General features: G+C 68.3%; 23 protein-coding genes. 12 read left to right on the forward strand and 11 right to left on the reverse strand.

The features are described from left to right. Positions 1-8 precede the first annotated feature (8 nt). Positions 9-860: a sulfurtransferase gene (locus tag ACSHWB_RS25095; protein ID WP_439664423.1), complete on the forward strand. Its 852-nt coding sequence runs from the start codon at positions 9-11 to the stop codon at positions 858-860. A 30-nt stretch (positions 861-890) separates the two neighbouring features. On the opposite strand, the gene ACSHWB_RS25100 is transcribed toward ACSHWB_RS25095, so the two are convergent. Next, a complete protein-coding gene (locus ACSHWB_RS25100; protein ID WP_439664424.1) occupies positions 891-1,493 on the reverse strand; it encodes a hypothetical protein in 603 nt (200 codons plus the stop codon). Between the two features lie 61 nt (positions 1,494-1,554). Between ACSHWB_RS25100 and ACSHWB_RS25105 the strand changes: the two genes are divergently transcribed. The 6 genes from ACSHWB_RS25105 to ACSHWB_RS25130 all read left to right on the forward strand — a co-directional run bounded on the left by ACSHWB_RS25105 (position 1,555) and on the right by ACSHWB_RS25130 (position 11,289). Beyond that, a complete protein-coding gene (locus ACSHWB_RS25105; protein WP_439664425.1) occupies positions 1,555-2,727 on the forward strand; it encodes an acetoin utilization protein AcuC in 1,173 nt (390 codons plus the stop codon). Positions 2,728-2,744: 17 nt separating this feature from the next. Further along, positions 2,745-5,372, forward strand: a complete 2,628-nt coding sequence (locus tag ACSHWB_RS25110; RefSeq protein ID WP_439664426.1) for a bifunctional acetate--CoA ligase family protein/GNAT family N-acetyltransferase — start codon at positions 2,745-2,747, stop codon at positions 5,370-5,372. A 174-nt stretch (positions 5,373-5,546) separates the two neighbouring features. Then, positions 5,547-6,380 carry a glutamate ABC transporter substrate-binding protein gene (locus ACSHWB_RS25115; RefSeq protein WP_439664427.1) on the forward strand — a complete coding sequence of 278 codons (834 nt, stop codon included), beginning with the start codon at positions 5,547-5,549 and terminating at the stop codon, positions 6,378-6,380. A 31-nt stretch (positions 6,381-6,411) separates the two neighbouring features. Continuing rightward, positions 6,412-7,179, forward strand: a complete 768-nt coding sequence (locus ACSHWB_RS25120) for a GntR family transcriptional regulator (RefSeq protein WP_439664428.1) — start codon at positions 6,412-6,414, stop codon at positions 7,177-7,179. 51 nt (positions 7,180-7,230) lie between these two features. Further along, positions 7,231-10,794, forward strand: coding sequence for a hypothetical protein (locus ACSHWB_RS25125; RefSeq protein ID WP_439664429.1), 3,564 nt, complete (start codon positions 7,231-7,233; stop codon positions 10,792-10,794). Positions 10,795-10,947: 153 nt separating this feature from the next. Continuing rightward, on the forward strand, positions 10,948-11,289 hold the full coding sequence (locus ACSHWB_RS25130) for a hypothetical protein (protein ID WP_093599595.1): 342 nt from the start codon (positions 10,948-10,950) through the stop codon (positions 11,287-11,289). Positions 11,290-11,355: 66 nt separating this feature from the next. Here the strand turns inward: ACSHWB_RS25130 and ACSHWB_RS25135 are convergent, their stop codons facing one another. The 5 genes from ACSHWB_RS25135 to ACSHWB_RS25155 form a co-directional block, all read right to left on the reverse strand. After that, the gene (locus ACSHWB_RS25135; RefSeq protein WP_439664430.1) at positions 11,356-11,931 is read right to left on the reverse strand and encodes a hypothetical protein; all 576 of its coding nucleotides are present in this window, start codon (positions 11,929-11,931) and stop codon (positions 11,356-11,358) included. Then, positions 11,924-12,508: a hypothetical protein gene (locus ACSHWB_RS25140; RefSeq protein WP_439664431.1), complete on the reverse strand. Its 585-nt coding sequence runs from the start codon at positions 12,506-12,508 to the stop codon at positions 11,924-11,926. Before ACSHWB_RS25140 ends, ACSHWB_RS25135 begins: the two co-directional genes overlap by 8 nt. Before the next feature lie 72 nt (positions 12,509-12,580). Continuing rightward, positions 12,581-13,759: an RtcB family protein gene (locus tag ACSHWB_RS25145; RefSeq protein WP_439664432.1), complete on the reverse strand. Its 1,179-nt coding sequence runs from the start codon at positions 13,757-13,759 to the stop codon at positions 12,581-12,583. 58 nt (positions 13,760-13,817) lie between these two features. Continuing rightward, positions 13,818-14,618: an ABC transporter permease gene (locus ACSHWB_RS25150; protein ID WP_439664433.1), complete on the reverse strand. Its 801-nt coding sequence runs from the start codon at positions 14,616-14,618 to the stop codon at positions 13,818-13,820. Then, a complete protein-coding gene (locus ACSHWB_RS25155; protein ID WP_439664434.1) occupies positions 14,615-15,571 on the reverse strand; it encodes an ATP-binding cassette domain-containing protein in 957 nt (318 codons plus the stop codon). Before ACSHWB_RS25155 ends, ACSHWB_RS25150 begins: the two co-directional genes overlap by 4 nt. Before the next feature lie 97 nt (positions 15,572-15,668). Between ACSHWB_RS25155 and ACSHWB_RS25160 the strand changes: the two genes are divergently transcribed. Continuing rightward, complete coding sequence (locus ACSHWB_RS25160; protein WP_439664435.1) at positions 15,669-16,988, forward strand: flavin-containing monooxygenase; 1,320 nt, start codon at positions 15,669-15,671, stop codon at positions 16,986-16,988. A gap of 227 nt (positions 16,989-17,215) precedes the next feature. Beyond that, a complete protein-coding gene (gene cpt / locus ACSHWB_RS25165) occupies positions 17,216-17,761 on the forward strand; it encodes a chloramphenicol phosphotransferase CPT (protein ID WP_439664436.1) in 546 nt (181 codons plus the stop codon). Between the two features lie 12 nt (positions 17,762-17,773). Here cpt and ACSHWB_RS25170 read toward each other — a convergent pair whose 3' ends face one another. From ACSHWB_RS25170 to ACSHWB_RS25190, 5 genes are all read right to left on the reverse strand, one after another. Continuing rightward, positions 17,774-18,604, reverse strand: coding sequence for a radical SAM protein (locus tag ACSHWB_RS25170; RefSeq protein WP_439664437.1), 831 nt, complete (start codon positions 18,602-18,604; stop codon positions 17,774-17,776). A gap of 173 nt (positions 18,605-18,777) precedes the next feature. Next, positions 18,778-19,416: a class I SAM-dependent methyltransferase gene (locus ACSHWB_RS25175; protein WP_439664438.1), complete on the reverse strand. Its 639-nt coding sequence runs from the start codon at positions 19,414-19,416 to the stop codon at positions 18,778-18,780. A gap of 12 nt (positions 19,417-19,428) precedes the next feature. After that, positions 19,429-20,934 (reverse strand): aldehyde dehydrogenase (NADP(+)), encoded by a 1,506-nt coding sequence (locus ACSHWB_RS25180; RefSeq protein ID WP_439664439.1) that lies wholly within the window; start codon positions 20,932-20,934, stop codon positions 19,429-19,431. Then, a complete protein-coding gene (locus ACSHWB_RS25185; protein WP_439664440.1) occupies positions 20,931-21,758 on the reverse strand; it encodes an NAD-dependent epimerase/dehydratase family protein in 828 nt (275 codons plus the stop codon). The genes ACSHWB_RS25180 and ACSHWB_RS25185 overlap by 4 nt, the downstream gene beginning before the upstream one ends. A gap of 42 nt (positions 21,759-21,800) precedes the next feature. Further along, complete coding sequence (locus tag ACSHWB_RS25190) at positions 21,801-22,589, reverse strand: IclR family transcriptional regulator (protein ID WP_319978253.1); 789 nt, start codon at positions 22,587-22,589, stop codon at positions 21,801-21,803. 165 nt (positions 22,590-22,754) lie between these two features. Here ACSHWB_RS25190 and ACSHWB_RS25195 point away from each other — a divergent pair, with 165 nt between their 5' ends. Genes ACSHWB_RS25195 through ACSHWB_RS25205 form a run of 3 tightly spaced genes read left to right on the forward strand, consistent with a single transcriptional unit; the run spans position 22,755 to position 25,878 of the window. After that, complete coding sequence (locus tag ACSHWB_RS25195) at positions 22,755-24,035, forward strand: ABC transporter substrate-binding protein (protein ID WP_439664441.1); 1,281 nt, start codon at positions 22,755-22,757, stop codon at positions 24,033-24,035. Further along, on the forward strand, positions 24,032-25,003 hold the full coding sequence (locus ACSHWB_RS25200; RefSeq protein WP_439664442.1) for a carbohydrate ABC transporter permease: 972 nt from the start codon (positions 24,032-24,034) through the stop codon (positions 25,001-25,003). Before ACSHWB_RS25195 ends, ACSHWB_RS25200 begins: the two co-directional genes overlap by 4 nt. Continuing rightward, positions 25,000-25,878 (forward strand): carbohydrate ABC transporter permease, encoded by an 879-nt coding sequence (locus tag ACSHWB_RS25205; protein WP_439664443.1) that lies wholly within the window; start codon positions 25,000-25,002, stop codon positions 25,876-25,878. The genes ACSHWB_RS25200 and ACSHWB_RS25205 overlap by 4 nt, the downstream gene beginning before the upstream one ends. Positions 25,879-25,881: the final 3 nt, after the last annotated feature.

Here is a 25,881-nt window from a genome sequence, read left to right on the forward strand (position 1 = left end):
TGTGAGCCGTGCATCCCTTGATCACTCCTGAGGCCCTCGCCGACGCGCTCGGTGCGCGTTCGACCACCGTCGTGCTGGACGTCCGGTGGCGTCTCGGCGGACCACCCGGACGCCAAGACTACGAGGTCAGCCACGTGCCCGGCGCGGTGTACTTGGATCTGGACACGGAGCTGTCCGCTCCGCCCGGGATCGGGGGCCGCCATCCGCTGCCGGATCCGGAGCGTTTGCAGGAGGTGCTGCGTGGCGCGGGCGTGCGCGAGGGCGCTCGGGTTGTGGCGTACGACGCAGGGGACGGGTCGGTCGCCGCGCGGGTGTGGTGGCTGCTGCGGTGGGCCGGGTTCGGTGAGGTCGCGGTGCTGGACGGCGGGTTCGCCGCGTGGGAGGCCGCCGGGTTGCCGGTGACCGCCGACGTGCCGGCCGCCCTGACCGGTGATGCCGCCGGTGACGTGGTGGTGCGGCCTGGGCAGATGCCCGTGCTGGACGCGGACGAGGCGGCGGCGCTCGCTCAAGAGGGCGTGCTGCTCGACGCGCGGGCGGCTCCGCGGTACCGCGGGGAGACCGAGCCCGTGGATCCCAAGGCCGGGCACGTTCCGGGTGCGCTCAACGCGCCGACCACCGGGCACGTCGGCGCGGACGGGCGGTGGCTCGGGCCTGAGGAGCTGGCCGCGCGGTTCGCCGGGCTCGGGGTGACGGGTGGTGTGGCTGTCGGTGCGTACTGCGGGTCGGGCGTGACCGCCTCGTCCGTGGTGCTCGCGCTGGAGGTCGCGGGGATCACGTCGGCCGAGAAGCCGGCGGCGTTGTACGCCGGGTCGTGGTCCAACTGGTGTGCGTTGGACCGGGAGGTCGCTACCGGAGCCTGACGGGGCCCGCCTGGCAGGGCGGCGGTCGCGTCAGGCGTTGGGGATGCGGTTGAAGCCCTCGGTGGCGAGTTTCAGGGCCGTGCCGCAGGTGTCCATCTCCTCGATCGCGAGGACGTTCACCGAGAAGGCCGTGGTGATGGCGGACGGGTCGTCGGTCAGCATGACGGTGACCTGGCAGTCCTCCTTGGAGGCGCTGACCTGCCACGCGGTGTTGCCGCCGATCTCGATCTGCTTCTTCTCGCCTTCCTGTTCCACCACGTCCGGGACGGTGACCATCTGGGTGATGACGGTCGACGGGCCGGTGGTCGTGTGGATGCAGCCGCCGTCCGCCGAGGACTTGCCGCCGGTGGCCGCCTCGATGTCCGCCGTCTTGAGGACACCGCAGGTCTCGAGGCCGGCGGCCTTCTTCTTGGTGGTGATCTTCACGTCGCCCTGCTTCTGGGCGGTGGGGTCGGCCGGCTTCGAGGTCGCGGTGCTGGCGGGAGGCTTCCGCGTGGTCGTGGTGGGGTCCGCGGGCTCCTGGGCCGCGTTGGCGTCGGCGCGGGCCGAGCCCTTGACCTGCTCTGCGCAGCCCGAGACGGCGGCGAGGGTCAGGCCCAATGCGAGGAGGATGGCCGCTGGTCGCAGGTGCATGTCGCCTCTGACCCCTGTTCGGTGAGATCGGTTCCGGGCTCGCGACTGTAAGTTGCTGGGCATGGGTAAGCCAGCCGCGGTTGTCTGGGACAGGTCCTTCCTCGGGTATGACCTCGGTGGCGACCATCCGCTCAATCCGGTCCGGCTCGACCTCACCGTGCGGCTCGCGACGGCGCTCGGGGTGCTGGAGGGCGTCGAGTTGCTGGTGCCCGGGCCGGCCAGTGACGAGGAGATCGAACTCGTGCACAAGCCCGGGTACCTGAGCGCCGTGCAGGCGGCGCCCACGGCCGGGTGGGACGTCGGGCACGGGCTCGGGACACCGGACAACCCCGTGTTCGAGCGGATGCACGAGGCTTCGGCGCTGGTGGTCGGCGGGTCGTTGGCGGCGGCTCGGGCCATTGCGTCGGGGGAGGCGGACCGGGCGGTCAACATCGCCGGTGGGTTGCATCATGCGATGCCGGACAGTGCGGCCGGGTTCTGCGTCTACAACGACTGCGCGGTGGCCATCGAGTGGTTGTTGCGCAGCGGGGTGGAGCGCATTGCCTACGTCGATGTCGACGTGCACCACGGGGACGGGGTGCAGACGGCGTTCTGGGACGACCCGCGGGTGCTGACGATCTCGTTGCACCAGCATCCGATGAGCCTGTGGCCCGGCACCGGGTGGGCCGGTGAGACCGGTGGCGCCGGGGCCGAGGGGAGCGCGGTCAACGTGCCGTTGCCCGCGGGGACGCGGGACGGTGGGTGGATGCGGGCGTTCCATGCGACGGTGCCGGCGTTGTTGCGGGCGTTCCGGCCGCAGGTGCTCGTGACGCAGTGCGGTGTCGACACGCACAAGGAGGATCCGCTCGCGGACCTGTCGTTGAGCGTGGACGGGCATCGGGCGATCTATCAGGCGTTCCGGGACCTGGTGAACGAGCACGGGTACAAGTGGCTCGCGCTGGGCGGGGGCGGGTACGAGCTGCTCAGGGTGGTGCCGCGGTCGTGGACGCACCTGCTGGCCACGGTGCTGGACCGCGACGTCGACCCGAACCGGCCGTTGCCGGCGGACTGGGTGTCCTATGCGACACGGATCGCGCCTGAGTGGCCTTTGCCTGCGTCCATGACCGATGGGTGCGACCCTGGGCACCAGCCGTGGGGCGGGGACGCGCAGGAACCTGTGGACAAGGCGATTCGCGACACGCGGCGCGCGGTATTCCCCTTGCACGGACTTGATCCCGACGACCCCAGGGACTGACACCGGTGCCGGACAGTGTGAGAGATCCGTTCGACTTCCCGCGGCACTGGGAGGCGGACGTCGTCCTGAGCGACGGCGGCACCGTCCACCTGCGGCCGATCACGCCGGACGACGCCGACGAGCTGCGCGAGTTCCACGGCCGGCTGTCCGAGCGGACGCGGTACTTCCGCTACTTCGGGCCCTACCCGCGGATTCCGCAGCGCGACCTCGAGCGGTTCAGCACGGTCGACCACCACGACCGCGTGGCGCTCATCGCGCAACTCGGCGACGACATCGTCGCCGTGGGCCGGTTCGACCGCCTCCCCGGCGAGAACCACCTGGGGGAGAGCGCCGAGGTGGCGTTCGTCGTCGAGGACGGGCACCAGGGGCGCGGGCTGGGCAGCATCCTGCTCGAACACCTCGCCGCCGCGGGCAGGGAGGTCGGGCTGACGCGGTTCGAGGCCGAGGTGCTCGCCGAGAACGGGCAGATGGTGCGGGTGTTCCGCGACGCCGGCTACCAGGTCAGCAGGGCGTTCGAGGAGGGCGTGCTGCACCTGGAGTTCGCGATCGACCCGACCGACGAGTCCGTCGCCGTCGCCAGGGCCCGCGAACAGGCCGCCGAGGCCCGCAGCGTGCACAACCTGCTCCATCCCCGCAGCGTCGCGGTCATCGGCGCGTCCACCGACCCCACCAAGATCGGGCACGCGGTCCTCAAGAACCTCCTCGAGGCCGACTTCAACGGGCCCGTCTACCCCGTCAACGCCGAGCATCGCGCCGTGCGGGGCGTGCGGGCCTATCCGACCGTGCTCGACATCCCCGACGACGTCGACCTCGCCGTGGTCGCAGTCCCCGCGGCCAGCGTCGACGAGGTCATGGACGGATGCCTCGCCAAGGGCGTGAAGGCGCTCGTTGTCGTCAGTTCGGGCTACGGCGAGACGGGACCGGACGGGCTGTCGGCCGAACGCAGGCTCGCGGCGGAGGCGAGAGCGCACGGCATGCGCGTCGTCGGTCCCAACGCGCTGGGCGTGCTCAACCTCGACCCCAAAGTCCGTCTCAACGCGAGCCTTGCCCCCAAGCTGCCGGCACGGGGCCGCGCGGGCTTCTTCTGCCAGTCCGGCGCCCTCGGCACGGCCATCCTCGCCAACGCCGCGGGCTGGGGCCTCGGCCTGTCCACGTTCGTCTCGGCGGGCAACCGCGCCGACGTCTCCGGCAACGACATGCTGCAGTACTGGGAGACCGACCCGTCCACCGACGTCGTCCTGCTCTACCTGGAGTCGTTCGGCAACCCGCGCAAGTTCGCGAGGCTCGCCCGCCGCCTTGGCCGCACCAAGCCCATCGTCGCGGTGAAGTCCGGCCGCCACGCCGTCGTCCCCGGTCTCGCCGCCACGGCCGCTAAGGTCGACGAGGCGAGCGTCCAGGCCCTGTTCGAGCAGGCCGGCGTGATCAGGGTCGACTCGCTGGCCCAGCTCTTCGACACCGCCCTCCTGCTCGCCCACCAGCCGCTGCCCAAGGGCAAGCGCGTCGCCGTCGTCGGCAACTCCACCGCGATCGGCCTGCTCGCCGCAGACACGCTGCTCGCCCAGGACCTCGACCTCGCGGGCGATCCCGTCGACGTCGGCGCCCAGGCCACGCCGGACGAGTTCGCGAAGGCCGTCCGCGAGGCCTTGGACCGCGCCGACACCGATGCGCTCGTCGTCGTGTTCGTGCCGCCGATCGCGGTCCCCGGCGCCGCATATGCGCGCGCGATCAAAGAATCCGCGCACCGCACGAAACCGATCGTCTCCACGTTCCTCGCGGTCGAGGGCATTCCCGACGAGCTGAGGATGCCGGGGAAAGGCTCGATCCCCAGCTACGCCAGTCCCGAACGCGCCGTGCTCTCCCTGGCCCGCGCCGTCCGTTACGCCCGCTGGCGTGCTGCGCCCCAGGGCACCTTCGTCCGTCCGGAGGGCATCGACGCGGAACGAGCGCGTTCCATTGTGGACAGCCCGCAGGCCGAGCTCCTCCTCGACGACCACAAGGCCGTCGAACTGCTGGCGTGCTACGGGATCGACGTCGTCCCGTTCCTCATCGCCCACAGCGCAGAGGAGGCCGTGCGGGCGGCGGACGAGCTCGGCTACCCGGTCGCGATGAAGGCCACCAGCGAACGCCTGCGCCACCGCACGGACCTCGTCGGCGTCCGGCTCGACATCGCCCACGCCGAATCGGTCACGGGGGCCTACCAGGACCTCGCCGAACTCTCCGGCAAACCGGGCGTGTACGTGCAACGCATGGCGCCCAAGGGAGTCAGCTGCGTCCTGGGCCTGCAGGACGACCCGAGCTTCGGCACGCTGGTCTGGTTCGGACTGTCGGGTCTGGTCAGCGACCTCCTCGGCGACCGTGCCTACCGGGCAGTACCTCTCACCGACACCGACGCGGCGGAACTCGTTGCGGCACCGAAAGCAGCGCCTCTGCTCACCGGTTACCGCGGCGACGAACCCGCGGACCTGAAAGCACTTCAGGATCTGGTACTCCGTTTGGCGGCACTGGCCGAGGACCTTCCGGAGGTGCGTTCGTTGAAGCTCGAACCCGTTCTTGCTTCTGCCGCAGGGGCTTTCGTGAGCAGTGCCCGCATCGTCATCGGCCCACCTCCGTCCCTGCACGATGCAGGTCCACGCCGTCTGCGGTGACTCTCCACCGACCTGTTACCGCAACGATTCCGTTGTTTCCATTCGCGTCCAGGTATGGACATGCGTCGTTCCGCCGCTTAGGTTTCCGGCATCGCCAGGCAGTGCCGAACCCAGGTGCGCAGGCGCATGCCCGTGGAATATCGCTGTAGTGGATAACCGTTGTAAGAGGGACGAATGACGCCGAGAGCACTTCTCCGCCTGGTGGGGACGACATGCGCGGCCGTGCTCCTGCTCGCCTCGTGCGCGGGCGGTGGCGGGTCCGGCATGGCCGGCAAGGTCAGCTCGAACGACCGCATGATCATCGCCGTGTCGTACGACCAGCCGGGACTGTCGGTGCGCAGGCTCGACGGCAGCTACCGCGGGTTCGACGTCGACGTCGCGAAGTACATCGCGAACGAATTGGGCGTCAAAGAGCAGAACATCACCTGGAAGGAAGCGCAGCCGGGCAACCGCGAGACGCTCCTGACCAGCGGTGAGGCCGACATGGTCGTCTCCACCTACTCGATCACGGACAAGCGCAAGCAGATCGTGGACTTCGTCGGCCCGTACTTCGTCGCAGGCCAGGACCTGTTGGTGCGCATGAACGAGAACCGCATCGAGGGCCCGAAGTCGCTCAACGCCAGCCTCCGCCTGTGCTCCACCGCCGGCTCCACCTCGGCCGAGTACGTCCGCGACCAGTTCGCGAAGGACGTGAAGATGGTCGAGTACGCGAAGTTCAGCGACTGCGTCACGGCGCTGCTCGCGGAGAACGTCGACGCCGTCACCACAGACGACGTGCTGCTCGCGGGCTACGCCGCCCAGAACCCGGAGCTCCTGCGGGTCGTCGGCGACCCGTTCAGCAAGGAGGAGTACGGCGTCGGCCTGCACCGCGACGACCCCGCCAGCAAGTCGAAGGTCCAGGCAGCGATGCAGAAGATGATCGACACGGGTGCCTGGCGCAAGTCGCTCGAGGTCAACATCGGATCTTCCGGCTACAAGATTCCTGACCCGCCGAAGCTGGCCCCCTGATCACACAGGGCGTCACGTAGGCTCACGCCACGTGAACCGCGTCCCGCCGCACCGCGCTGATCGACCCGTTCGCGCGGGCATACCCGAACACGGCCGTGTCCCGCGCTACTACGCGGTCAAGGCCGAGCTCTTCGACCTCGTCGAGAACCTCGGTGAAGGCACCGTCCTGCCGTCCGAACGCGAGCTCGCCGAACGGTTCTCCGTCTCGCGCGTCACGCTCCGTCAGGCCGTCAGCGAACTCGTGCTCGAAGGCAAGCTCATCCGCCGCCAGGGCAGCGGCACGTTCGTCGCACCGCCGAAGCTCGTCCAGCCGTTGTCGCTGGTCAGCTACACCGAGGGCATGCGCCGCCAGGGGGTCGAGCCGAACCGCACGGTCATCACGGTCGAGGAGCTCGGCGCCGACGACGGCCTGGCCCGTGACCTGATGATCGAGCCGGGCGACCCGATCGTCCACCTCGAACGCGTCCTGCTCGCCGACGACGAACGCATCGGCCTCGAGTCGACCTACCTGAGCCTGCGCCGCTTCCCGGCCCTGCTGGAGAAGCTCGACCCCGCAGGGTCGCTCTACGCGTGCCTCACCGAACGGCTCGGCGTGCGTTTCGCCGAGGCCGAGGAACGCGTCGAGACGGTGCTCGCCACGCCCCGTGAGGCGCTGTTGATCGGGACGAACCCGGCGCTGCCGATGCTGTTGCTGCATCGCGTCTCCTACGACGTCGACGGCCACCCGATCGAACGTGCGCGCTCGCTGTACCGGGGCGACCGATTCAGCTTCGTGGCCAGGCTGCACGCCGACCGCTAGGCCGATTCATTCGGAACGGAACAGGAGCGGTCTCCCGGGCGTCTGAGGATCATGGCGCTGGAACCGGAGATCGGGCTCGTCGGCAGGGACGACATCACCGCGTTGGTGGAGTCCCTCGTGGAACGCCGCGCGAAACACCCCCTGCCGGTGATCGTCGCGTTCGGTCCCGGCGGCAGTGGCAAGACGTCGCTGCTCGACCACGTCCGCCGGCGCTACCGTGACGCCCCGACGGCCAAGGTCGACCTCGACAAGGCCGGATCCCGTTCCTGCAAGGACATCCTCGACGTCGCCGCCGAACAGCTGCGCTCCTACCGGCACACCGAGTTCGGCCGCATGCGGTTACCGCGCTACGACCTCGCCCGGCTGGCGCTGCACCCGGAGGTGTTCGCGGGGCACTCCGACGACCCGCACCACCGTGCTCGCGAGCTCGCCGCCAAGCAGATGACCCGGCTCGTCGCGGTGGCCGACGCCGCCGAGGTCGTCGAGATGCTGCCGCCCGCCCAGGGGCTCGGCAAGGTGCTGCGGCCGTTGCTGCTGTGGCTGATCGGGCTCGCTGTGGTCGCGCCACGGCCGTTGCGCTGGCTGCTCGGCGGGCCGCGGGTCGCGAGTGCGTTGCGCTGGTTCGAGAACTACGTCGGCCAGGAACTGAAATCCGGCCAGCGCTCGAAGTTCGACGCCGCACTCGTGCACACATGGGGCCTGTACCGCACCGGCGACACGCTGGAGATCGACCGCCTGCTCGTCGCCGCCTTCCTCGCCGACATCACGGCCGCCTACCGGTTCCGCCGCTACCGCAGGATGAACAGCCTCCTGTTGCTCGACGGCGCCGACCTGCTCGACGGCATCGACTCCTACCTGCCCCCGAAACGGCCCCGCCCCGCCGCGCGGGCGACGGACTTCCTCAGCCTGTTGGCTGAGCGGCGCGTCAAAGAACCGCACGTGCCGCTGCTAGTGATCGCCACGAAGCAGTCGGCGCCCGCGCTGTCCGGCTCCGCGGTCTTCAAGCCCGTGCGCCTGGAACCCTTCACACTGGCGCAGACGCGGCAGTTCCTCGCCGAGTGGAACCGCACCCGCAACAGCACGGTCGAGTCCGAGGCGCTCGTGGAGGAGCTGCAGGAGGTCACGCACGGCCACCCGCTCGCCGTGCGGCTCGCCATCCAGCTCGTGCAGTTCGTTTTCGCGCGAGACCAGGTGCTGCCGTCGGTGCGCTCGGTGTTCGACGAACGGCTGCCGGTCGACGAGACCACGACGTTCCAGGACGCCACCGTCGGCGACTACCTGCTTCTCCGTTTCTTCCAACGGATCCCCGGCACCGAGGAGATGCCCGAACGCGAGGCGGCGCGCGAGATCTTCGCCCGTCTCGCCGCCCCGCGCGTGCTCGACCGGCACGTGATCCGCGCGCTGCTGCCGCCGACGTGGTCGGCCGAGAACATGCGCGCCCTGCTGGCACAGCTCAGCTTCGTGAGCCAGGACGGCGACAACTTCGTGCTGCACCCGTTGTTGCGCGACCTCCTCGCACGCAGACTGCGCGAGGTCCCGGCGGAGCAGTCCTTCTCGCACGCGAACGTCCACCGGCTGCTGAAGGACCGCTACGACAGCCTCGGGCAACGCGAAGACGCGCTGTACCACGCACTCGCGCTCGGCCAAGTCCATCTCGTCGCGCATCGCCTGCGCCCGCACGTCGACGAACGCAGCGACCGCTGGATCGCCGAGCTCGCCGCCATCGCCGAGGCCCCGATGCCGCCCGGTGAAGGCGAACCGGAGCACGTCGAGGAGTCGCGAACCTGGTGGGAGCGCCTGAGAACCGGCACCACGCGCAACCTGCACCGCCGCTACGACAGCGTGGTGCGCCCGGAGACGGGACTGCTGGAGGACGCGGTCATCGCGACCTGGGAACTGCGTTCCCGCAGCCGGACGGACCGCCCCACCGTCGAGATGTACGACCGGGTGCTGCGCGCACACCAAGAACTCCACGGCGCCGAGGAGCACCTGAGCGCCTACCGCACAACGAAACGCGCGCTCGAGCACAACACGCCCGCGTCGCCGCCGGCGTCGTTGCCGCGCCCGTCCACGGTCGGAGGGTTCCCGTATCCGCGCCGCTGGCCCGGCCGCAACTCGGTGCGCCGCGTGGCCGTCTACCTCATCGCGATGCTGCTCGTCTTGTACGGCGCGGCTTTCTACGTCCAGAGCAGCATCGGCTGTGTGCGCTACGGCGTTCTCGAACCCGCCGAGCTCGTCGCGGACCTCACCGGCAAGAGCCCGCGTCTGTCCAAAATGGATGGCGTGCAGTGCATTGGCCTGAGCGAGAAAGCGGGCAGGTTCGCCTACGGTGACCCGGCCACGCAGAACAACGACGACGCCGAGGTCGAAGAGCTCGCGAAGCTCATCGCGGAGGAGAACGACCGCGCCACCAAGGTGAAGGACCGCAGCGTCGTCACGATCGTCGTCGCCACGATGCTCAGCTCCAGCGAACGCGTGAAGCGGGACTTGTCCGCCGGCGTGAACGAGCTGCGCGGCGCCTACCTCGCCCAGCGCGACTGGAACCAGCTCGACGGACTCGGCCGCAACCCGTTGGTGCGCCTGGTTCTCGCGAACTTCGGCGGCGAGTCGGCGCACGCGGAGTTCGTCGCGCGGCAGATCCGCGAGTACGCCGACCGCAACCCCTCGGTGATCGCCGTGACCGGTCTCGGGCAGAGCCGCGAGACGACGCAGTCCGCGCTCGCCGTGCTGGGCCCGTCCAAGGAACGGCCGACGGGGATCCCGATGGTCGGCTCGTCGCTGTCGTCGACGAACTTCAGCCAGAAGCCGTACTTCTTCCGCGTCGCCCCGGCCAACGACCGCCAGGCCCAGGTCGCCGCGCGCATCATCGAGCGCACCGAGGCGTTGCGCGGCCGCCCGCTGCACCTCGTGCGCAGCCCGGGAGATGAGTACAGCTCGGATCTCGCAGACGAGTTCGAGGACGTGCTCAAGCCCGAACGCCACGACTACGACGAGACGGCCAACGCGGTCACCACACAGCTGGGTCAGGTGGTGACGGACATCTGCCGGAAGTCACCGAACCCGCTCATCCTCTACACGGGCCGCACCGCGGAGGTCGGCGGGCTGCTGACCGAGCTCAGCCACAGCAACTGCACCGACCCGGTGGTGTTCGGCGGTGACGACCTGACGCAGCTCGAGACGACGAACTTCACGGATCTGGAAGACATCAAACGATTCGCCGGCGGCCGACTCTACTTCACGACGTTCGCGTGGACACCGGGCAGTGAACCGATTCCCCAGCCGACGCAACAGTTCTTCACGACCTACGAGGCCGCCCAGAAGAAGCACGCTCGCCGGGCATTCCTTTCGGGCCCCAACGGACACGTCCTGCTCGCCTATGACGCCGTCAGCGTCGTCGCGCGCCAGACCTCTGTTGGTGCGTCACGAGAAATGCTCTACGACAAGCTGCGCACTTTGCGTGACTTCCCCGGCGCGTCCGGGAGGCTGACGTTCGACCAGACCGGCAGCAGCGGCACGTCCGGCGCCGACCCGGCGGACAAGCTGGTCGTGGGCCAGATCGTCAAGCTGGACAACGGTTTCCTCGTCTCCCGCTACGTGTCGCACGAAGGCACATGACCAGCAGATGAAGTGACTGCGGGTCACCGGAGCCCGTGCGGGCTCAGGAAGATACCGCCCGTTCGCACTCGTTTCCCGCTCAAGTCGCGGAGGTACTGTTGTTGTCACGAACTTCAGTGGTTCCGCAACGGTGCGGAGGAGCGGGGGTGTGCCGTGTCCTTCAAGGCGGAGTTCCTCGCAGAACTCGAGGATTGTCTGCGCGGCTACGGCGCGGTCCCGGTGAGCAATCCCGATGCGCTCGCGTTGTTCATCGAGTTCGTGCGAGCCCTTCCGGCGAGTGACCAGAGGCTGCGTTGCCTCGAAGGCGTCGACCAGGGTTCCGGGTCGTTCTGGAACAACCCCGCGGTGTGGTGGGAGCAGGTGCCGCGGTTCGGTGCCGGACTACCGCGTTGCGGATCGGCGGAGTGCCGCAAGCTGCTGGACGACATGCTGGACGAGGCGATCAGCGACGAGATCGACGTCCTCGAGATGGAGATCCGCGAGCTGCCCAGCTGACCTGGTCCGGACATGCCTGCCGGCGCCGCAACCTGTTACGGCCACGGCGCCGGGGCTCTTTGGCACTTATTTGACAGCGACCAGCGACTTGAAGAGTTCCCGATAGCGGTGGAGAGCCAGTCGCAGGTCCTCGGTCTGTGGATCACCGTTTTCCTCGAGCTGCTTGGTGAGGGAGCGGTGCCGGGTGGTGAGTTCCTCGAGTGCGCGCGTCACGAGGTCGTCTGCCTTGCGGACGGCCGACTTGGGGTCGTCGACGAACTCGTACTGCACCGCCTGCCACTCGTCCTCGAGCTTGCTGGACAGCTTCTGGTCGGTGCGCTGCGAGCCGGTGGGCTGCTCGGCGCGGTGCTGCTCGCTGCGCTCGTGCTCATTGCGTTCGTGTTCGCCGCGCTCGTGTTCGTTGCGCTGCGGTTCGTTGCGCTGGCGCTCGGCCCGCACTGCCTCGTTCCGCTGGGCCTCGATGCGCTGAGCATCGGTGCGCTGAGCCTCAGTCTGCTGCGTCTCGGTCCGCTGCGCGTCAGTTCGTTGCGCGTCGGGGCGCTGCGGCTGCTGCGGTGTGCGGTCGGTCTGCGGGGTGCGCTCGGTCTGTAGCGGCCGGGCGGGAGTGGGAACCCCGGCGGAGTGGGTCGGTGCCTCAGACATCAGTCTTCTCCTTCCGCACGGCTTCCTTGGTCTTGCTCGGTGCGCCGGCGTGTTCGAGCAGATCGGTGAACAGTTCGCGGTAGTGCACCATCGCGGTGCGCAGGTCCTCGGTGCTCGCTTCACCGATCTCCTGGCGCTCCGAGATGTCGTGAGCCTTGCGGTAGTGCTCCAGCGTCCGTGCGTGCTCGACGGACAGAACGCTCAGCTGAGCCTCGTACCCCTCGGTGGGGTAACCGCGCTCGGCCATCAGGTCCGTCACGAGCCGGTCGGCATCGGCGATCGCGCTCTCCGGCGAGTCGACGAACTTCGCCTGCACGTTCGCCCAGTGCCGGCGATAACTCTCCTGCGCCGTCTGGGAAAGCGGCTTCAGGTCGAACTCGCTGTGGCGGTGTTCCCGCTCGGCGAGCTCTTTCTCCGCGGCCGTTCTGCTGTCGCTGTCCGTGACCGCGCGGTCGTATTCAGGGCCGAAGCGGTCGCGCAGCTTCTTGCGCTGCATAGCGGGCCTCAGCACGAACGCGAGGACCGCCAGCACCACTAGAACCGCGACCACCAGGCCGATGATGGCGCCCGTTGACATGGAAAAACCTCCAAGACAGGCAAGAAAGACTCTGCTGTCCTCGAGGCTTCCCGTTCACCCACAAGGGAAACATCAACCCTTGATACAAACCACCTGCTTGAGCTTGGCGACCACCTCGACCAGGTCGGACTGGTTCGCCATCACGGTGTCGATGTCCTTGTACGCGCCCGGAATCTCGTCCACGACGCCGGAGTCCTTGCGGCACTCGACACCACTTGTCTGGGCGGCGAGATCCTGCGTCGTGAACGTCTTGCGGGCCTTGTTGCGCGACATCCTGCGGCCGGCGCCGTGCGACGCCGACTCGAACGAGTCCGGGTTCCCGAGCCCGCGCACGATGTACGAACCGGTGCCCATGGAGCCGGGGATGATGCCCAGCTCACCACGTCCGGCGCGGATCGCACCCTTGCGCGTCACCAGGACGTCCTCGCCGAAGTGGTTCTCCTCGGAGACGTAGTTGTGGTGCGCCGAGATCGGCTCCTCGAAGGCGATCTGCGGGAACTCGGTGCGCAGCACGTCGCAGACCAGGCGCAGCATGACGGCGCGGTTGCGTCGCGCGTAGTCCTGCGCCCAGTACAGGTCGTGCCGGTACGCCGCCATCTCGGGCGTGCCCGAGAGGAACACGGCGAGGTCCGGGTCCGGCAGTTCGGCGTTGTGCGCGAGCGTGCGCGCCACCGCGATGTGGTGCTGCGCCAGCTCGTTGCCGATGCCACGCGACCCGGAGTGCAGCATGACCCACACCCGCTGGTCGCCGTCCAGACAGATCTCCAGGAAGTGGTTGCCGCCCCCGAGCGTCCCCATCTGGTGCAGCGCCTTGTCGGCGCGCGCCTTCACGACGGGCGTCAGGTCGTCGAACTTCTTCCAGAAGGTGCCCCAGTCGGACGCGTCCCTCTCGGTGAACGCGGTCGCCTTGTGCTGACCGAAACCGACGGGGACCACTGCCTCCATGCGGGAACGCAGGCCACGCAACGTCTCCGGCAGGTCGCTGGCCGTGAGCGAGGTGCGCACGGCGGTCATGCCGCAGCCGATGTCCACGCCGACGGCCGCGGGGGAGACGGCGTCGCGCAACGCGATCACCGAACCCACCGTGGCGCCCTTGCCGTAGTGCACGTCCGGCATGACGGCGATGTGCTTGAACGCCCACGGCAGCGAGGAGATGTTCTGCAGCTGCCGCATGGCGAACTCCTCGACCTCGTCCGGTCGAGTCCACATTCGGATGTCCACGTTCTGGCCGCGGACCACGGTTGCTGCCATGGCCACGAGGTTAGGCGGCGTTTTGCTGGTCCACAAAGGAGTTTCCGCGCCGACGGACTCAGCGGGCCACCGCGCGCTTGTACTGGTGGTTGGCCAGCGGAACGAAGATCAGCAGGAAGATCACCACCCAGCCGAGCGACGCGAGCACCGGGTGCTGCAACGGCCACACGTCCGGTGCCGGTTGCAGAGGAGATGTGTTGCCGAACAGTTCACGGGCGGCCAGCGTGACGGCGGAGACCGGGTTCCACTCGGCGATGTGCCGTAGGCCCGCGGGCAGGTTCTCCGCCTGTACGAACGTGTTCGCGATGTAGGTGATCGGGAAGATGAAGATGAAGCTGGCGTTGTTGAACACCTCGGGACTGCGCACCAGCAGCCCGATCCACGCCATCGCCCACGAGAACGCGTAGGCGAAGAGCAGCAGGATCCCGACCGCGGCGAGGGCTTCCAGCGGCGACGAGTGGATGCGCCAGCCGACGATCAGTCCGGTGATCATCATGATGACGACGACCAGCGCGTTGTTGACCAGGTCGGACGTGGTGCGGCCGATCAGCACGGCCGAGCGCGCCATCGGCAGCGAGCGGAACCTGTCGATGATGCCCTTGGTCATGTCCTCGGCGAGACCGCTGCCGGTGATGGTGGCGCCGAACAGCACCGTCTGCGCGAAGATGCCCGCCATCAGGAACTCGCGGTAGTCCATGCCGGGGATCTCGATCGAGCCGCCGAACACGTAGGCGAACAGCAGCACGAACATGATCGGCGTGATTGTGGAGAAGACCAGCAGGTCCGGTACGCGTTTGATCTTGATCAGGTTGCGCTTGGCGACGACCGCGCCGTCCGCGAGCGCTTGCAACAGCTTCACCTCTCTTCCTCCCCAGCGGCGTGGTGGCCGGTCAGCGCGAGGAACACGTCGTCGAGCGTCGGCCTGCGCAGCCCGATGTCGAGCACCTTCACCGACTCGGCGTCCAGGATCCGGATCGCCTCCATCAGCACCGAGGACCCGCCCGCGACCGGCACGGTGAGGTGGTGCTGGCGGTGGTCGGCCTCGATCTTGCCGACGGCGAGGCCGGCCAGCGTCGTCTCGGCCGTGTCGAGCTCGGCGGACGTGGCGACGGACAGTTCGAGTCGTTCGCCGCCCACCTGGTCCTTGAGCTGGTCGGCGGTGCCCTCGGCGATCACCTGGCCGTGGTCGATCACGGCGATCTGGTCGGCGAGCCGGTCGGCTTCCTCGAGGTACTGGGTGGTGAGCAGGAGGGTCGTGCCGCCCTTGACCAGTTCCTCGATCACCTCCCACATGCCCAGACGAGAGCGCGGGTCGAGACCCGTCGTCGGTTCGTCGAGGAACAGCACCACCGGCTTCGCGACGAGCGCGCCCGCGAGGTCGAGCCTGCGCCGCATGCCGCCGGAGTAGCCCTTCACCGGGCGGTCGGCGGCGTCCTCCAGGTCGAACCTGGCGAGCAGTTCGCGGGCCCGCTCCCGGCTCCTCTTGCGGCCGAGGTGATAGAGGCGGCCGACCATGTCGAGGTTCTCGAACCCGGTGAGGTTGTCGTCCACGGCCGCGTACTGGCCGGAGAGACCGATCTTCGTGCGGAGTTCGCCCGCCTGCGCGCGGACGTCGAGCCCGGCGACGCTCGCCGACCCCTCGTCGGCCTCGAGCAGTGTGGTGAACACCCGCACCGCAGTTGTCTTGCCGGCGCCGTTGGGGCCGAGCAGACCCATGATGGTGCCTTCGGGAACTCGCAGGTCGAGGCCGTTGAGCGCGACGACCGACCCGTAGCGTTTGACCAGGCCTTCGGCCACGATCGCGTCTGTCATGCGCGCATCATGGCGGTCCGGTCTGACAATTTCGTCCGATTTACCGCCGTGCCCGGGTGATTGACAGCCGGTCTGAACGTGAAAATACTTCAGTCCTATGGAACGCGTGTGCGTCATCGGGGCCGGGTCGTCCGGCATCGCCGCATGTCAGGTGCTCGGCGCCCGCGGCATCGAGTTCGACTGCTTCGAGACCGGGTCGGAGATCGGCGGCAACTGGCGCTACCTCAACGACAACGGCATGTCCTCGGCCTATCGGTCCCTCCACATCAACACCTCGCGGCAGATGATGGAGTTCAAGTCCTTCCCGATGCCCGCGCGCCTGCCCGCGTATCCGTCGCACTTCCAGATCGCCGAGTACTTCGACGACTTCGTGAAGCACCACGGGTTCCGCGACCGCATCCGGTTCCGGACCGAGGTCACCGCCGTTTCCGTCGCGCCGGGTGGCTATTCCGTCACGACGCGCGATCGCGATACGGGCGACGAGATTTCGGGTGTCTATCGTTCAGTAATCGTCGCGAACGGTCATCACTGGTCGCCGCGCATGCCCGAACCCGCGTTTCCGGGCTCGTTCGACGGCGAACAGATGCACGCTCACTTCTACAAGACACCCGAACGATTCGCGGACAAGAAGGTGCTGGTTCTCGGCATCGGCAATTCCGCCTGCGACATCGCGGTCGAGTCGTCCCGTGTGTCCGCGCGGACGTTTCTCGCGATGCGCCGCGGTGCGCACATCATGCCCAAGTACCTCTTCGGCATGCCGACCGATCATCTGACGACCTCGCCGCTGGCCCGGTTCGCGCCTGCTTGGCTGCAGGCGCTGTCCTTGCGGGCGATGCTGCGGTTGTCTCGCGGCAAGCTCTCCGACTACGGCCTGCCTGAGCCGTCGCACGCCATCCTGGCCGCGCATCCGACGGTGTCCGATGACCTGCTGACGCGGCTCGGGCACGGCGACATCACGGTGAAGCCGAACCTGGAGCGGCTGGACGGGTCCGGGGTCGTGTTCGCGGACGGGTCGCGCGAGGACGTCGACGTGATCGTCTACTGCACTGGTTACAAGGTGGAGTTCCCGTTCCTGTCGGGTGCCGAGTTCCCCGCGGTGTCGTCCGCCGACAACGAGATGTCGCTGTATCGGCGGGTCGTGGATCCGGCTCATCCCGGGCTGTACTTCCTCGGGTTGATCCAGCCGTTGGGGGCGATCATGCCGCTGGCCGAGGCGCAGGCCGAGTGGATCGCCGACCTGATCTCCGGGCGTGGGGTGCTGCCTTCGGTGCCGGAGATGAAGGCCGAGATCACCTCGTACCGGGAGAGGCTGCGCCGGCGGTACGTGAAGTCGAAGCGGCACACGCTGGAGGTCGACTTCCTCGGGTATCAGCGGGAGTTGCAGGAGGAGCGACGGGCCGGGGCCGCTCGCCGCTGACTTCCTCCGCCCCGCGCTGTTGACCTTTGCAATGAGTCTTTTGACTTCGTCCGCAAACGTTTTTTGCATCCGGCGTGGGCGAGTCGGCGATATATCAGCTGGCGGAGGGCGCTGAGCTGGGCCTTAGCAATGGGTCTTTTGGCGACGTCGTCAAAAGACCCATTGCTAAGGGTGTGGCGGGTGCGAGGTGAGGCGTGGGCATGGGGCGGGCTGGGTACGGTCGGGGCGTGTCGTCGAGTGTTCAGGTGATCGTTCTCAACGGTGGGTCCAGCTCCGGCAAGTCCGGGATCGCGCGGTGCCTGCAGGCGGTGTTGCCGGAGGCGTGGCTGGCGATCGGGGTCGACACGCTGATCGACGTGATGCCGGCGCGGTTGCGGCTCGGGTCGGAGGGGATCGGGTTCGCGGGCGACGGTGAGGTCAGCGTCGGGGCCGAGTTCCGGGTGCTGGAGGACGCGTGGATGGGAGGCGTCGCCGCGATGGTGCGCGCCGGGGCGCGGGTGATCGTGGACGACGTGTTCCTCGGTGGTGCCGAGTCACGGCGGCGGTGGGAGAAGGCGCTGGACGGGCTGGACGTGGTGTGGGTCGGGGTGCGGTGTGACGCCGCCGTCGCCGCCGGGCGGGAGCTTGCTCGTGGTGACCGGGTTGCCGGGATGGCCGAGGCGCAGGCCGAGCTCGTACATCGCGGGATGACCTACGACGTCGAGGTCGACACCGCGAAGGCCGAGGCGGTCGAGTGCGCCAGGGTGATCGCCGCGCTGGTCGGGAGCGCCTAGCCACCGAGTCGTCTAGGCGCGGGGTGGGTCGTCGTTCGGGGCGCAAGAACCGCCGCCCTGAGGCCAGCATGACGGGCCCGCGGTGACCGGCGCGGTGAAACTGGTGGTCGACAGGATCGTCGCCAGATCCGTATCCAATATATTGCCCAGCTTGATTCTGCGGGCGAACACGCACGGCCAGACGTCACCGGACGGCGAGATGGCGACGGCGCCGTGGCCGCAGCGGCCGCAGAGTTGGTCGAAGCCGGGCTGGTCAGGAACAAGTGAAGCGTTTGCGCCGCGGCCGATGCGGCGTAGTCGGTCGACGCCGACGTGGGGGACACCCAGCGACGAGAGGTCGGCTTGGGCGGCGCGGGTGCGCTGACGGCCGATGTGGTCCGAGGCGCTGATGTCGATGACGCCGGCGCGCAGCGGGATGTCGCGGCTCAGGGCCTCGGCGATGTTCGCGCGGGTGCGGGCGTGGCTGCCGGGCCGGCGGGTGACCGCCTCGTGCTGGGACGCCGTGTCGGAGTAGTAGCTCGTCGCCAGGCGCACGCCCGGACGGGAGAAGGTCTCCCACAGGCGCGGGCCGATGTGCACGAGATTGCTGAACACCTCGACCTCGAGCCCGCCGTTCAATGCGCGGTCGACGAAGTCCGGTAAATCGGGGTGCAATGTCGGTTCGCCGCCGATGAACTGAACGGAACGCGCGCCAATTGAGACGATGTCGTCTATGGCCCGGAACCAATCTTGAGCGGTGAGCACGCCCTCGTCGCCGCGCGGTCCGGACTCCGCGTAGCAGTGCGTGCAGCTCAGCTGACATTTGCCGGTGATCTCCAGCCATGCGAAACGCAGGTCGGTCATGTCCCACTCCCCTGGACGTAGCCGTGCGATAACCAATCTTGCACCGGCGAGCCGCTAAAGGAGCTGTCGAATTCATTTAAACATCGGTCTGCTGTTGGGCTGGTGACATGTCACCGACACGAATACGGCGTGCGCCTCGCCGTATTGGTATTAACCGACTAATCAATCTCCGGCTAGGAGCGTCTCATCAGGAAGCACGCGAAACCGCTCCCGGCAGCGGGCTCCGGCAGCCGCTCGATGGCGAACGACTCCCCGAACAGCCGCTGCTCGTCGCCCACGGCGAGACCGGGGAAGCGGGCGCCACGACGCTTCCACCACGGGATCTCGTCGTAGAAGCACCACATCAGGAACACCGAACCGGGGTGCGACAGCCGCAGCACGGTCGCCGCCATCGCCTCCTGGCCCGGCCCGCCCAGGTCGTCCAGCACGCCGTAGTCGACGAGCAGGTCGAACGTGCCGGTGACACCGGGGATCGAGGTGGCCGTCAGATCTCCCTGCAGCCACTCGACCGACAACGACGGCGGTGTCGCGCGCCGGGCCTTCTCCAGACCGACGGGGGAGAAGTCCACGCCCGTCACGTCGAAGCCGTGCTCCGCCAGGAAGATCGAGTTCGCCCCGCTGCCGCAGCCGAGGTCGATCGCGCGACCCGGCGCGATCCGTCCCGACGTCACGAGGTCCACCAGTTCGGCACGGGGCCCGCCTTCCCACGGCGCCCAGGTCCGGTACATGAAGTTGTAGGCACGACGACCGACCATCCCACGTCCTCCCAACGAGAACGGGGCCGCCGACGTGAAGTCAGCGGCCCCGCTCATCCGAAAAACCTGTCAGTGCACGCCGAGCACACCGTCGATCCGGCGCGGAATGCCCAGCGGGTTCGCGTCCTGCAGCTCCGCCGGCAGCAACGCGTCCGGCCACGACTGGTACGTCACGGGAGCGATCCAGCGGCGGATCGACGTGGCGCCCACCGAGGTGTGCAGCGGGTTCGTCGTCGACGGCCACGGGCCACCGTGGTGCTGCCCCCACGCCACCGCGACACCGGTCGGCCATGCGTTGAAGATGACGCGCCCGGCGACGTGCCGCAAGACCTCGGCGATCTGACCGGCCTCCGCGTGGTCCGACGTCTCCGCGTGCACCGTGCCGGTCAGCGTGCCCGGCAGCTTCGCCAGCACCGAGTGCAGCTCGGCGGGATCCGAGTACGTCACGGCCAGTGCGGCGGGGCCGAAGTGCTCCTCGGTCAGCTTCTCGAGGTTCTCCTCGAACACCGACACCGGCACGCTGAACAGGCGCGGGGCCACGGCCCACGCCTCGTCCGGGCGCGTGCCCGTGGACACGACGGTCACCAGGTCCGACGCCGCCAGCGCGTCCGTCGAAGCCGTGTAGGAGTCGCACATCCGCTCGTTGAGCATCGCGCCACCGGACGTCGCCGCGACGGCCTCGCCCAGCGCGGGCACGAGCGACTCCGGCGTGAAGACCAGGCCGGGGTTCGTGCAGAACTGGCCGACACCCATCGTGAGCGACGCGGCGAACCCGGCGGCGATGTCCTCACGCCCGGCCGCGCCCGGCAGGATCACCGTGGGGTTCACGCTGCCCAGCTCACCGTAGAACGGGATCGGGTCCGGCCGGCCCTGCGCCAGGTCGAACAACGCCCGCCCGCCACCGGTCGACCCGGTGAAACCGACCGCGCGCACCACCGGGTGCTTCACCAGCGCGACGCCGGACTCGGTGCCGTACACGATGCCGAACACGCCCTCGGGCGCACCGGCCTCGCGAAGAGCGTCCACGACGACCCGCGCGGTCTCGCGCGACGTCGACGGGTGCGCCGAATGTGCCTTCACCACAACGGAACAACCGGACGCCAGCGCGGAAGCGGTGTCACCACCGGCCACCGAGAACGCGAACGGGAAGTTCGAGGCGGAGAACACCGCGACCGTCCCCAAAGGACGGAGAACGCGCCGCAGCACCGGCCGCGGCGGGATGATGTCCGGGTTCGCCGTGTCCAAAGTGGCCTCGACGTAGCTGCCCTCGCGCAGCACCTCGCCGAACAGCCGCAGCTGGTTCGTCGTGCGCTTGAGCTCGGTCGTCAGCCGCGGCACGCCCAGTGCCGTCTCGCCGTCCGCCGTCTCCACGAGCAACGCGGACTCGGCGTCCAGCGCGTCCGCGACCTTCTCCAGCACGACGGCGCGGTCTGCCGCCGGAACGACCGACCACGCCGAGAACGCGACAGCGGCGGCGGAGGCGATGTGGTCCACCTCGCTGTCGGGGGTCTTCGTCACCGGTTCGCCGTACGGCTCACCGGTGCGCGGGTTGTATCCCTGAACGACGTGGCTCAACGCCCTGCCTCCTTGACTGCCGTGTCGAAATCGGGACCGCACCAGGCCCCGCCCACGTACTTCGCCGCGGGCGACGAGGGGTCGAGCTCACCGCCGTGCTGCTCCAGCACCGCGGCCGCGTACTCCTCGGAGTCGTCCTGCGGCTCGTAGCCGATCGCGCGGGCCTCGTCGAGCGAGAACCAGCCGCGCTTGTTGTTCGAGACGCCCCACACGATCCGGAAACCGGGGGAGGGGAAGGACAGAGCCGCCTCGAACAGGCGGGCGCCGTCGTCCGGTGACATCCACGTCGACAGCATCCGCACGTCGCGCGGCGTCTCGAAGCACGAGCCGATGCGGATCGCGATCACGTCCATGCCGTAGCGGTCGGAGTACAGCGACCCCAACGCCTCCAGCGCCACCTTGGACACGCCGTAGTAGGTGTCCGGGCGCGGGAACGCGTAGTCGCCCGCCTCGCCGTCGGCGCGCTCGAGGTACCCGACCGCGTGGTTCGAGCTGGCCAGGATCACCCGGCGAACGCCCTGCCGGCGCGCGGCTTCGAGCAGCGTGTGCGTGCCGTCGATGTTGACGCGCAGGATCTTGTCCCACGACTCCTCGAGGCTGTGGCCACCGAGGTGGATCACCGCGTCGACGTCCTTCAACGCCGCCTCCATCGCGGCCATGTCGGTCACCGACGCCTCGACGAGCTCTACGTTCTCGCCGTCGGCGGCCGCGGGTAGCTCCGCGATGTCCAGCAGCCGCAGGACACGGCCCTCCGCCGCGAGGCGGGTACGCATGAGCGTGCCCACCCCGCCGCCGGCGCCGGTGATCAGGATGCGTGCGGTCACGGGTTGGACCCCTCCGTCTTGTTCAGGTGTGTCGGCAAAGCTTCAGCGACCGAACTGGCGGAGGAGCTCGGTGATCTGCCGGGCGGCGTCGAGCAGAGCGGAGATGACCTGCCGCTCGTGCTCGGGGTCCAGTCTGCCCAGGGGGACCGAGCAACTCATAGCGTCCAGAACGGGATTTCGGTAGGGCAACGCCACCGCGAAGCAGCCCAGCCCCGGGGTGTTCTCCTCGCGTTCGTGCGCGTAGCCGACGTTGCGGAACCCGGCGAGCTGCTCGTGCAGCGCCGCCCGATCGATCACCGTGTTCGGCGTCAGCGGGGCCAGCTCGGCCGGGAGGATCAGGTCGACCTCCTCCGGCGTCCGCGTCGAGAGCACGGCCTTGCCCAGCGACGTCGAGTGCGCGGGCAGCCGGCGGCCGACGCGTGAGACGACCCGCAGGTGGTGCTCGGACTCGCGGCTCGCCAGGTAGACGACGTCCGCACCGTCCAAACGGGCAAGGTGGACGGTCTCGTTGATGTCCTGGCGGACCTGCTCCATCACCCGGATCGCCGCGCGCACAACGGGGTCGTGGTCCAAATAGGACGTACCGACGAGCAGTGCGCGCACGCCGATGCCGTAGGTGCCGCGGTCCGCGTCGACCTCCACCCAGCCGCGCGCCACCAGCGTCTGCAACAGCATGTAGAGGCTGGACTTGGGATAGCTGAGCTCGCGGTGCAGCTCCGTGAGCGTGAGCCTGCGGTCAGACGCGGACAACACCTCAAGCAACTCCACCGTGCGGTCGGCGGACTTCACCGCACCGGGACGAGCTGTGCCCTTGCCGATCGGCGACGCCACCTGAAGCCTCCTCGAAACAGGGAAGAAACTTTCCCTTGACACGTTGCTGTGCTGATTCTTACAGTCCTGACCCAGGTTCACAAGTACGACCCACGTTCATATATCTGAACACGAAGGGCTCCGACGATGCGCCGTAGAACAGCCACGACAATTGCCACACTCGGTGTGGCAGCGTTGCTCGCAGGGTGCGGCAGCGGTGGCACGACGGCGGCGTCGTCCAAGGACCCGAACAAGCCTCTGGAGGTGTGGACCCGCTCTACCGAGGCAACCGCGAAGGTCTACGAGAAGATCTTCAAGTCGTTCACCGAGAAGACCGGTGTGCAGGTCGACTACAAGCCGATCTTCAACGACTTCGACAAGCAGGTGCAGCAGCGCGCCGCGTCGAAGGACCTCCCCGACGTCGTCATCACCGACACCGGCTCGCTCGGCAACTTCGTCAAGCAGGGCTGGACGACCGAGGTCGGCAAGGACGACCTCGCGGGAGCCGGCGACATCGTCGACCGCGCGTGGAACAACGGGAAGGGCGCGGACGGCAAGTACTACGCCATCCCCTACTCCACCCAGGCGATGGTCACGCTGATCCGCAAGGACTGGCGCGAGAAGCTCGGCAAGCCGATCCCCACCACGTGGGAGGAGCTCGACGACCTCGCGAAGGCCTTCACCCGCAACGACCCCGACGGCAACGGCCAGAACGACACCTACGGCATGCTCGTCCCAGGGACGACCGACCGCGGCTACCTCGCGTGGTGGGCGTCCAGCTACATCTGGCAGGGCGGCGGCGACATCCTCGAGGACGAGGGCGACGGCAAGTTCCGCGTCGGCATCGACTCGCCGGAGTCCACCAGGGCGGTCGAGCGGCTGCGCAAGCTGTTCTGTGAGGACAAGGTCATGCAGCCCGGCTCGCTGACGCTGGGCACGAACGACGCGCACCCGCTGTTCGAGTCGGGCAAGAGCGGCATCTACCTCACCGGCCCGTACATGATCGGCCGCTTCGACAAGTCGGTCGGCAAGGACAAGTACGAGGTCATCGCGTCCCCGAAGGGACCGGCCGGCGCCACGGTGCTCGGTGAGGGCGAGAACATCTACCAGATGGCCGGCTCCGCGAAGACCGCCGACCAGAAGAAGCTCGCCGAGTACCTGATCACGCCCGAGGCGCAGCAGGCAGGCATGAAGGGCGATCCGCAGCCGGTCGTGCGCCTTCCCGTCAACAAGACCGTCGACGTCAACGCGACCTACAAGGACCCGCGCTGGGCGACCGTGGCGGGCGTGTACTCCAGTGAGGCCAGGCCGTTCCCGAGCGTCCCGAACTTCGCGCCGTTCCGGCAGAAGACCTCGGAGACCCTGAACTCGATCTTCGCCAAGTGCCCCGCCGACTCCTCGGCCGAGCTGAAGTCTCTCGCGGACGCGCTCAAGAAGGAGCTCGACAACCAGAAGGCGTCGAAGTGACCGCTGTCCAGTCACTCGGCGACACCCGAGACGTGGGCTCGACGGCTAGTGGCGGCGGTGCCGTCGAAACCCACCCCGTGAGGCGACGCCGCCGGCGTCGCCTCACGGGAGCCACCTTCGTCCCGTGGCTCTTCCTGCTTCCCGCCGCGCTGATCTTCCTGGTCTTCAAGTTCATCCCGATGGCGGAGGGCATCCGGCTCTCGCTGTTCGAGGTCCGGCCGTTCCTCGGCGACATCTTCGTCGGGTTCCAGAACTACTCGGCGATCCTGTCCGACGAGAAGTTCCTGACCGCCAGCTGGCACACCCTCGTGCTGGCCGGCGGTCAGACGGTCGGTGCGATGGTGATCGGCTTCTTCCTCGCGTTGCTGCTGGAAGGCCACACCAAGTCGCTGTGGTTCGTGCGGTCCGCGGTGTTCCTGCCCGTCGTGGCGGCCACCGCGGTCATCGGCGAGATCTGGCGGCTCTTCTTCTACCCGGCCCCCGAAGGCTTCCTCAACGAGCTCATCTCGTGGGTCGGCCTCGGGCCCTGGGAGTACATCCACAGCACCGACACCTCACTGGTGTCGGTCATGTTCGTCGGCATCTGGAAGCACGCGCCGTACGACATGGTGCTGATCCTCGCCGGGCTCGCGGGCATCGACCGCCAGCAGTACGAGGCCGCCGCGATCGACGGTGCCACGACGCCGCAGCGGATCTGGAACGTCACGCTCCCCGCGTTGCGGCCGGTCATCACGATCCTCCTGACGCTGGCGGCGATCCGCGGCCTGCGCGTCTTCACCGAGGTGTACGTGCTCACCGGCGGTGGCCCAGCGGGGTCGACCGACGTCTGGATGACCCGCGTCTACACCACGGCGTTCGAACAGTCCGAAGCCGGACTCGCATCCGCTGGCTCCGTGCTGTTGTTCCTGGTTACCTTGGTTTTGACGGTCAGCGTGCAGTGGTACCGCCGGTGGAAGGAGGCGCGATGAGCGTCAACTCAAGTCGCTTCGACAGTGCCATCGGCTGGTCCGCCCGCCCGGACGCGTGGGTCAGCAAGGGCATCCGGTTCCTTTTCAGCGCCCTCGCTGTAATCCTTTTCTGCGGACCGCTGCTGGTCATCTTCTCCGGCGCGTTCGACCACAACCCCGACCCGACCAAGCTGTCGGTGATCCCGGACAACCCGTCGCTGATCAACTTCCAGGTCGCGGCGGAGAACAAGATCTGGCACTACCTGATGAACTCGCTGATCATCGCCGGTGGTGCGCTGCTGTTGCAGCTGTCGGTGAGCGTTTTCGCCGCATACGCGTTGGCGCGCAAGAAGTTCCGCGGTCAGGCCATCGCACTGTTGGTCATTCTCGCCACGATGATGTTGCCGGAGGAGGTCATCGCGATCCCGCTTTCGCTGGTGATCGGAGACCTACCGCTGGTGCACGTGAGTCTCAAGGGCACCCTGCTCGGCGTCATCCTCCCGTTGGGGGCTTGGGGTTTCTCCATCTTCGTCATGACGGAGTTCATGAAGGAGATCCCCAATGAACTGGAGGAAGCGGCCAAAGTGGACGGTGCAGGAGAGCTGCGTCTCTTCGCGCAGATCATTCTCCCGCTGTGCAAGCCCGCGCTCGGCGTCATCGCCGTGTTCGGCTTCAACATGATTTGGGAGCAGTACCTGCTCCCCCTGATCGTCGCCGCTGACCCCTCCGATTACACGCTCACGGTCGCACTTCTCGCGCTCCGTTCCGACGACATGGTCGGAACGGGCATCGTGCTGGCCGGTGCGTTGCTGGCGCTGGTACCGAGTCTGATCGTGTACCTGTCGCTGCAGAAGTCCTTCCTGCGTGGGATCACCACCGGAGCGATCAAGGGATGAGTC

Origin of the sequence: Lentzea sp. HUAS TT2 (assembly GCF_051853195.1) — a bacterium.
Taxonomy (GTDB): Bacteria; Actinomycetota; Actinomycetes; order Mycobacteriales; family Pseudonocardiaceae; genus Lentzea.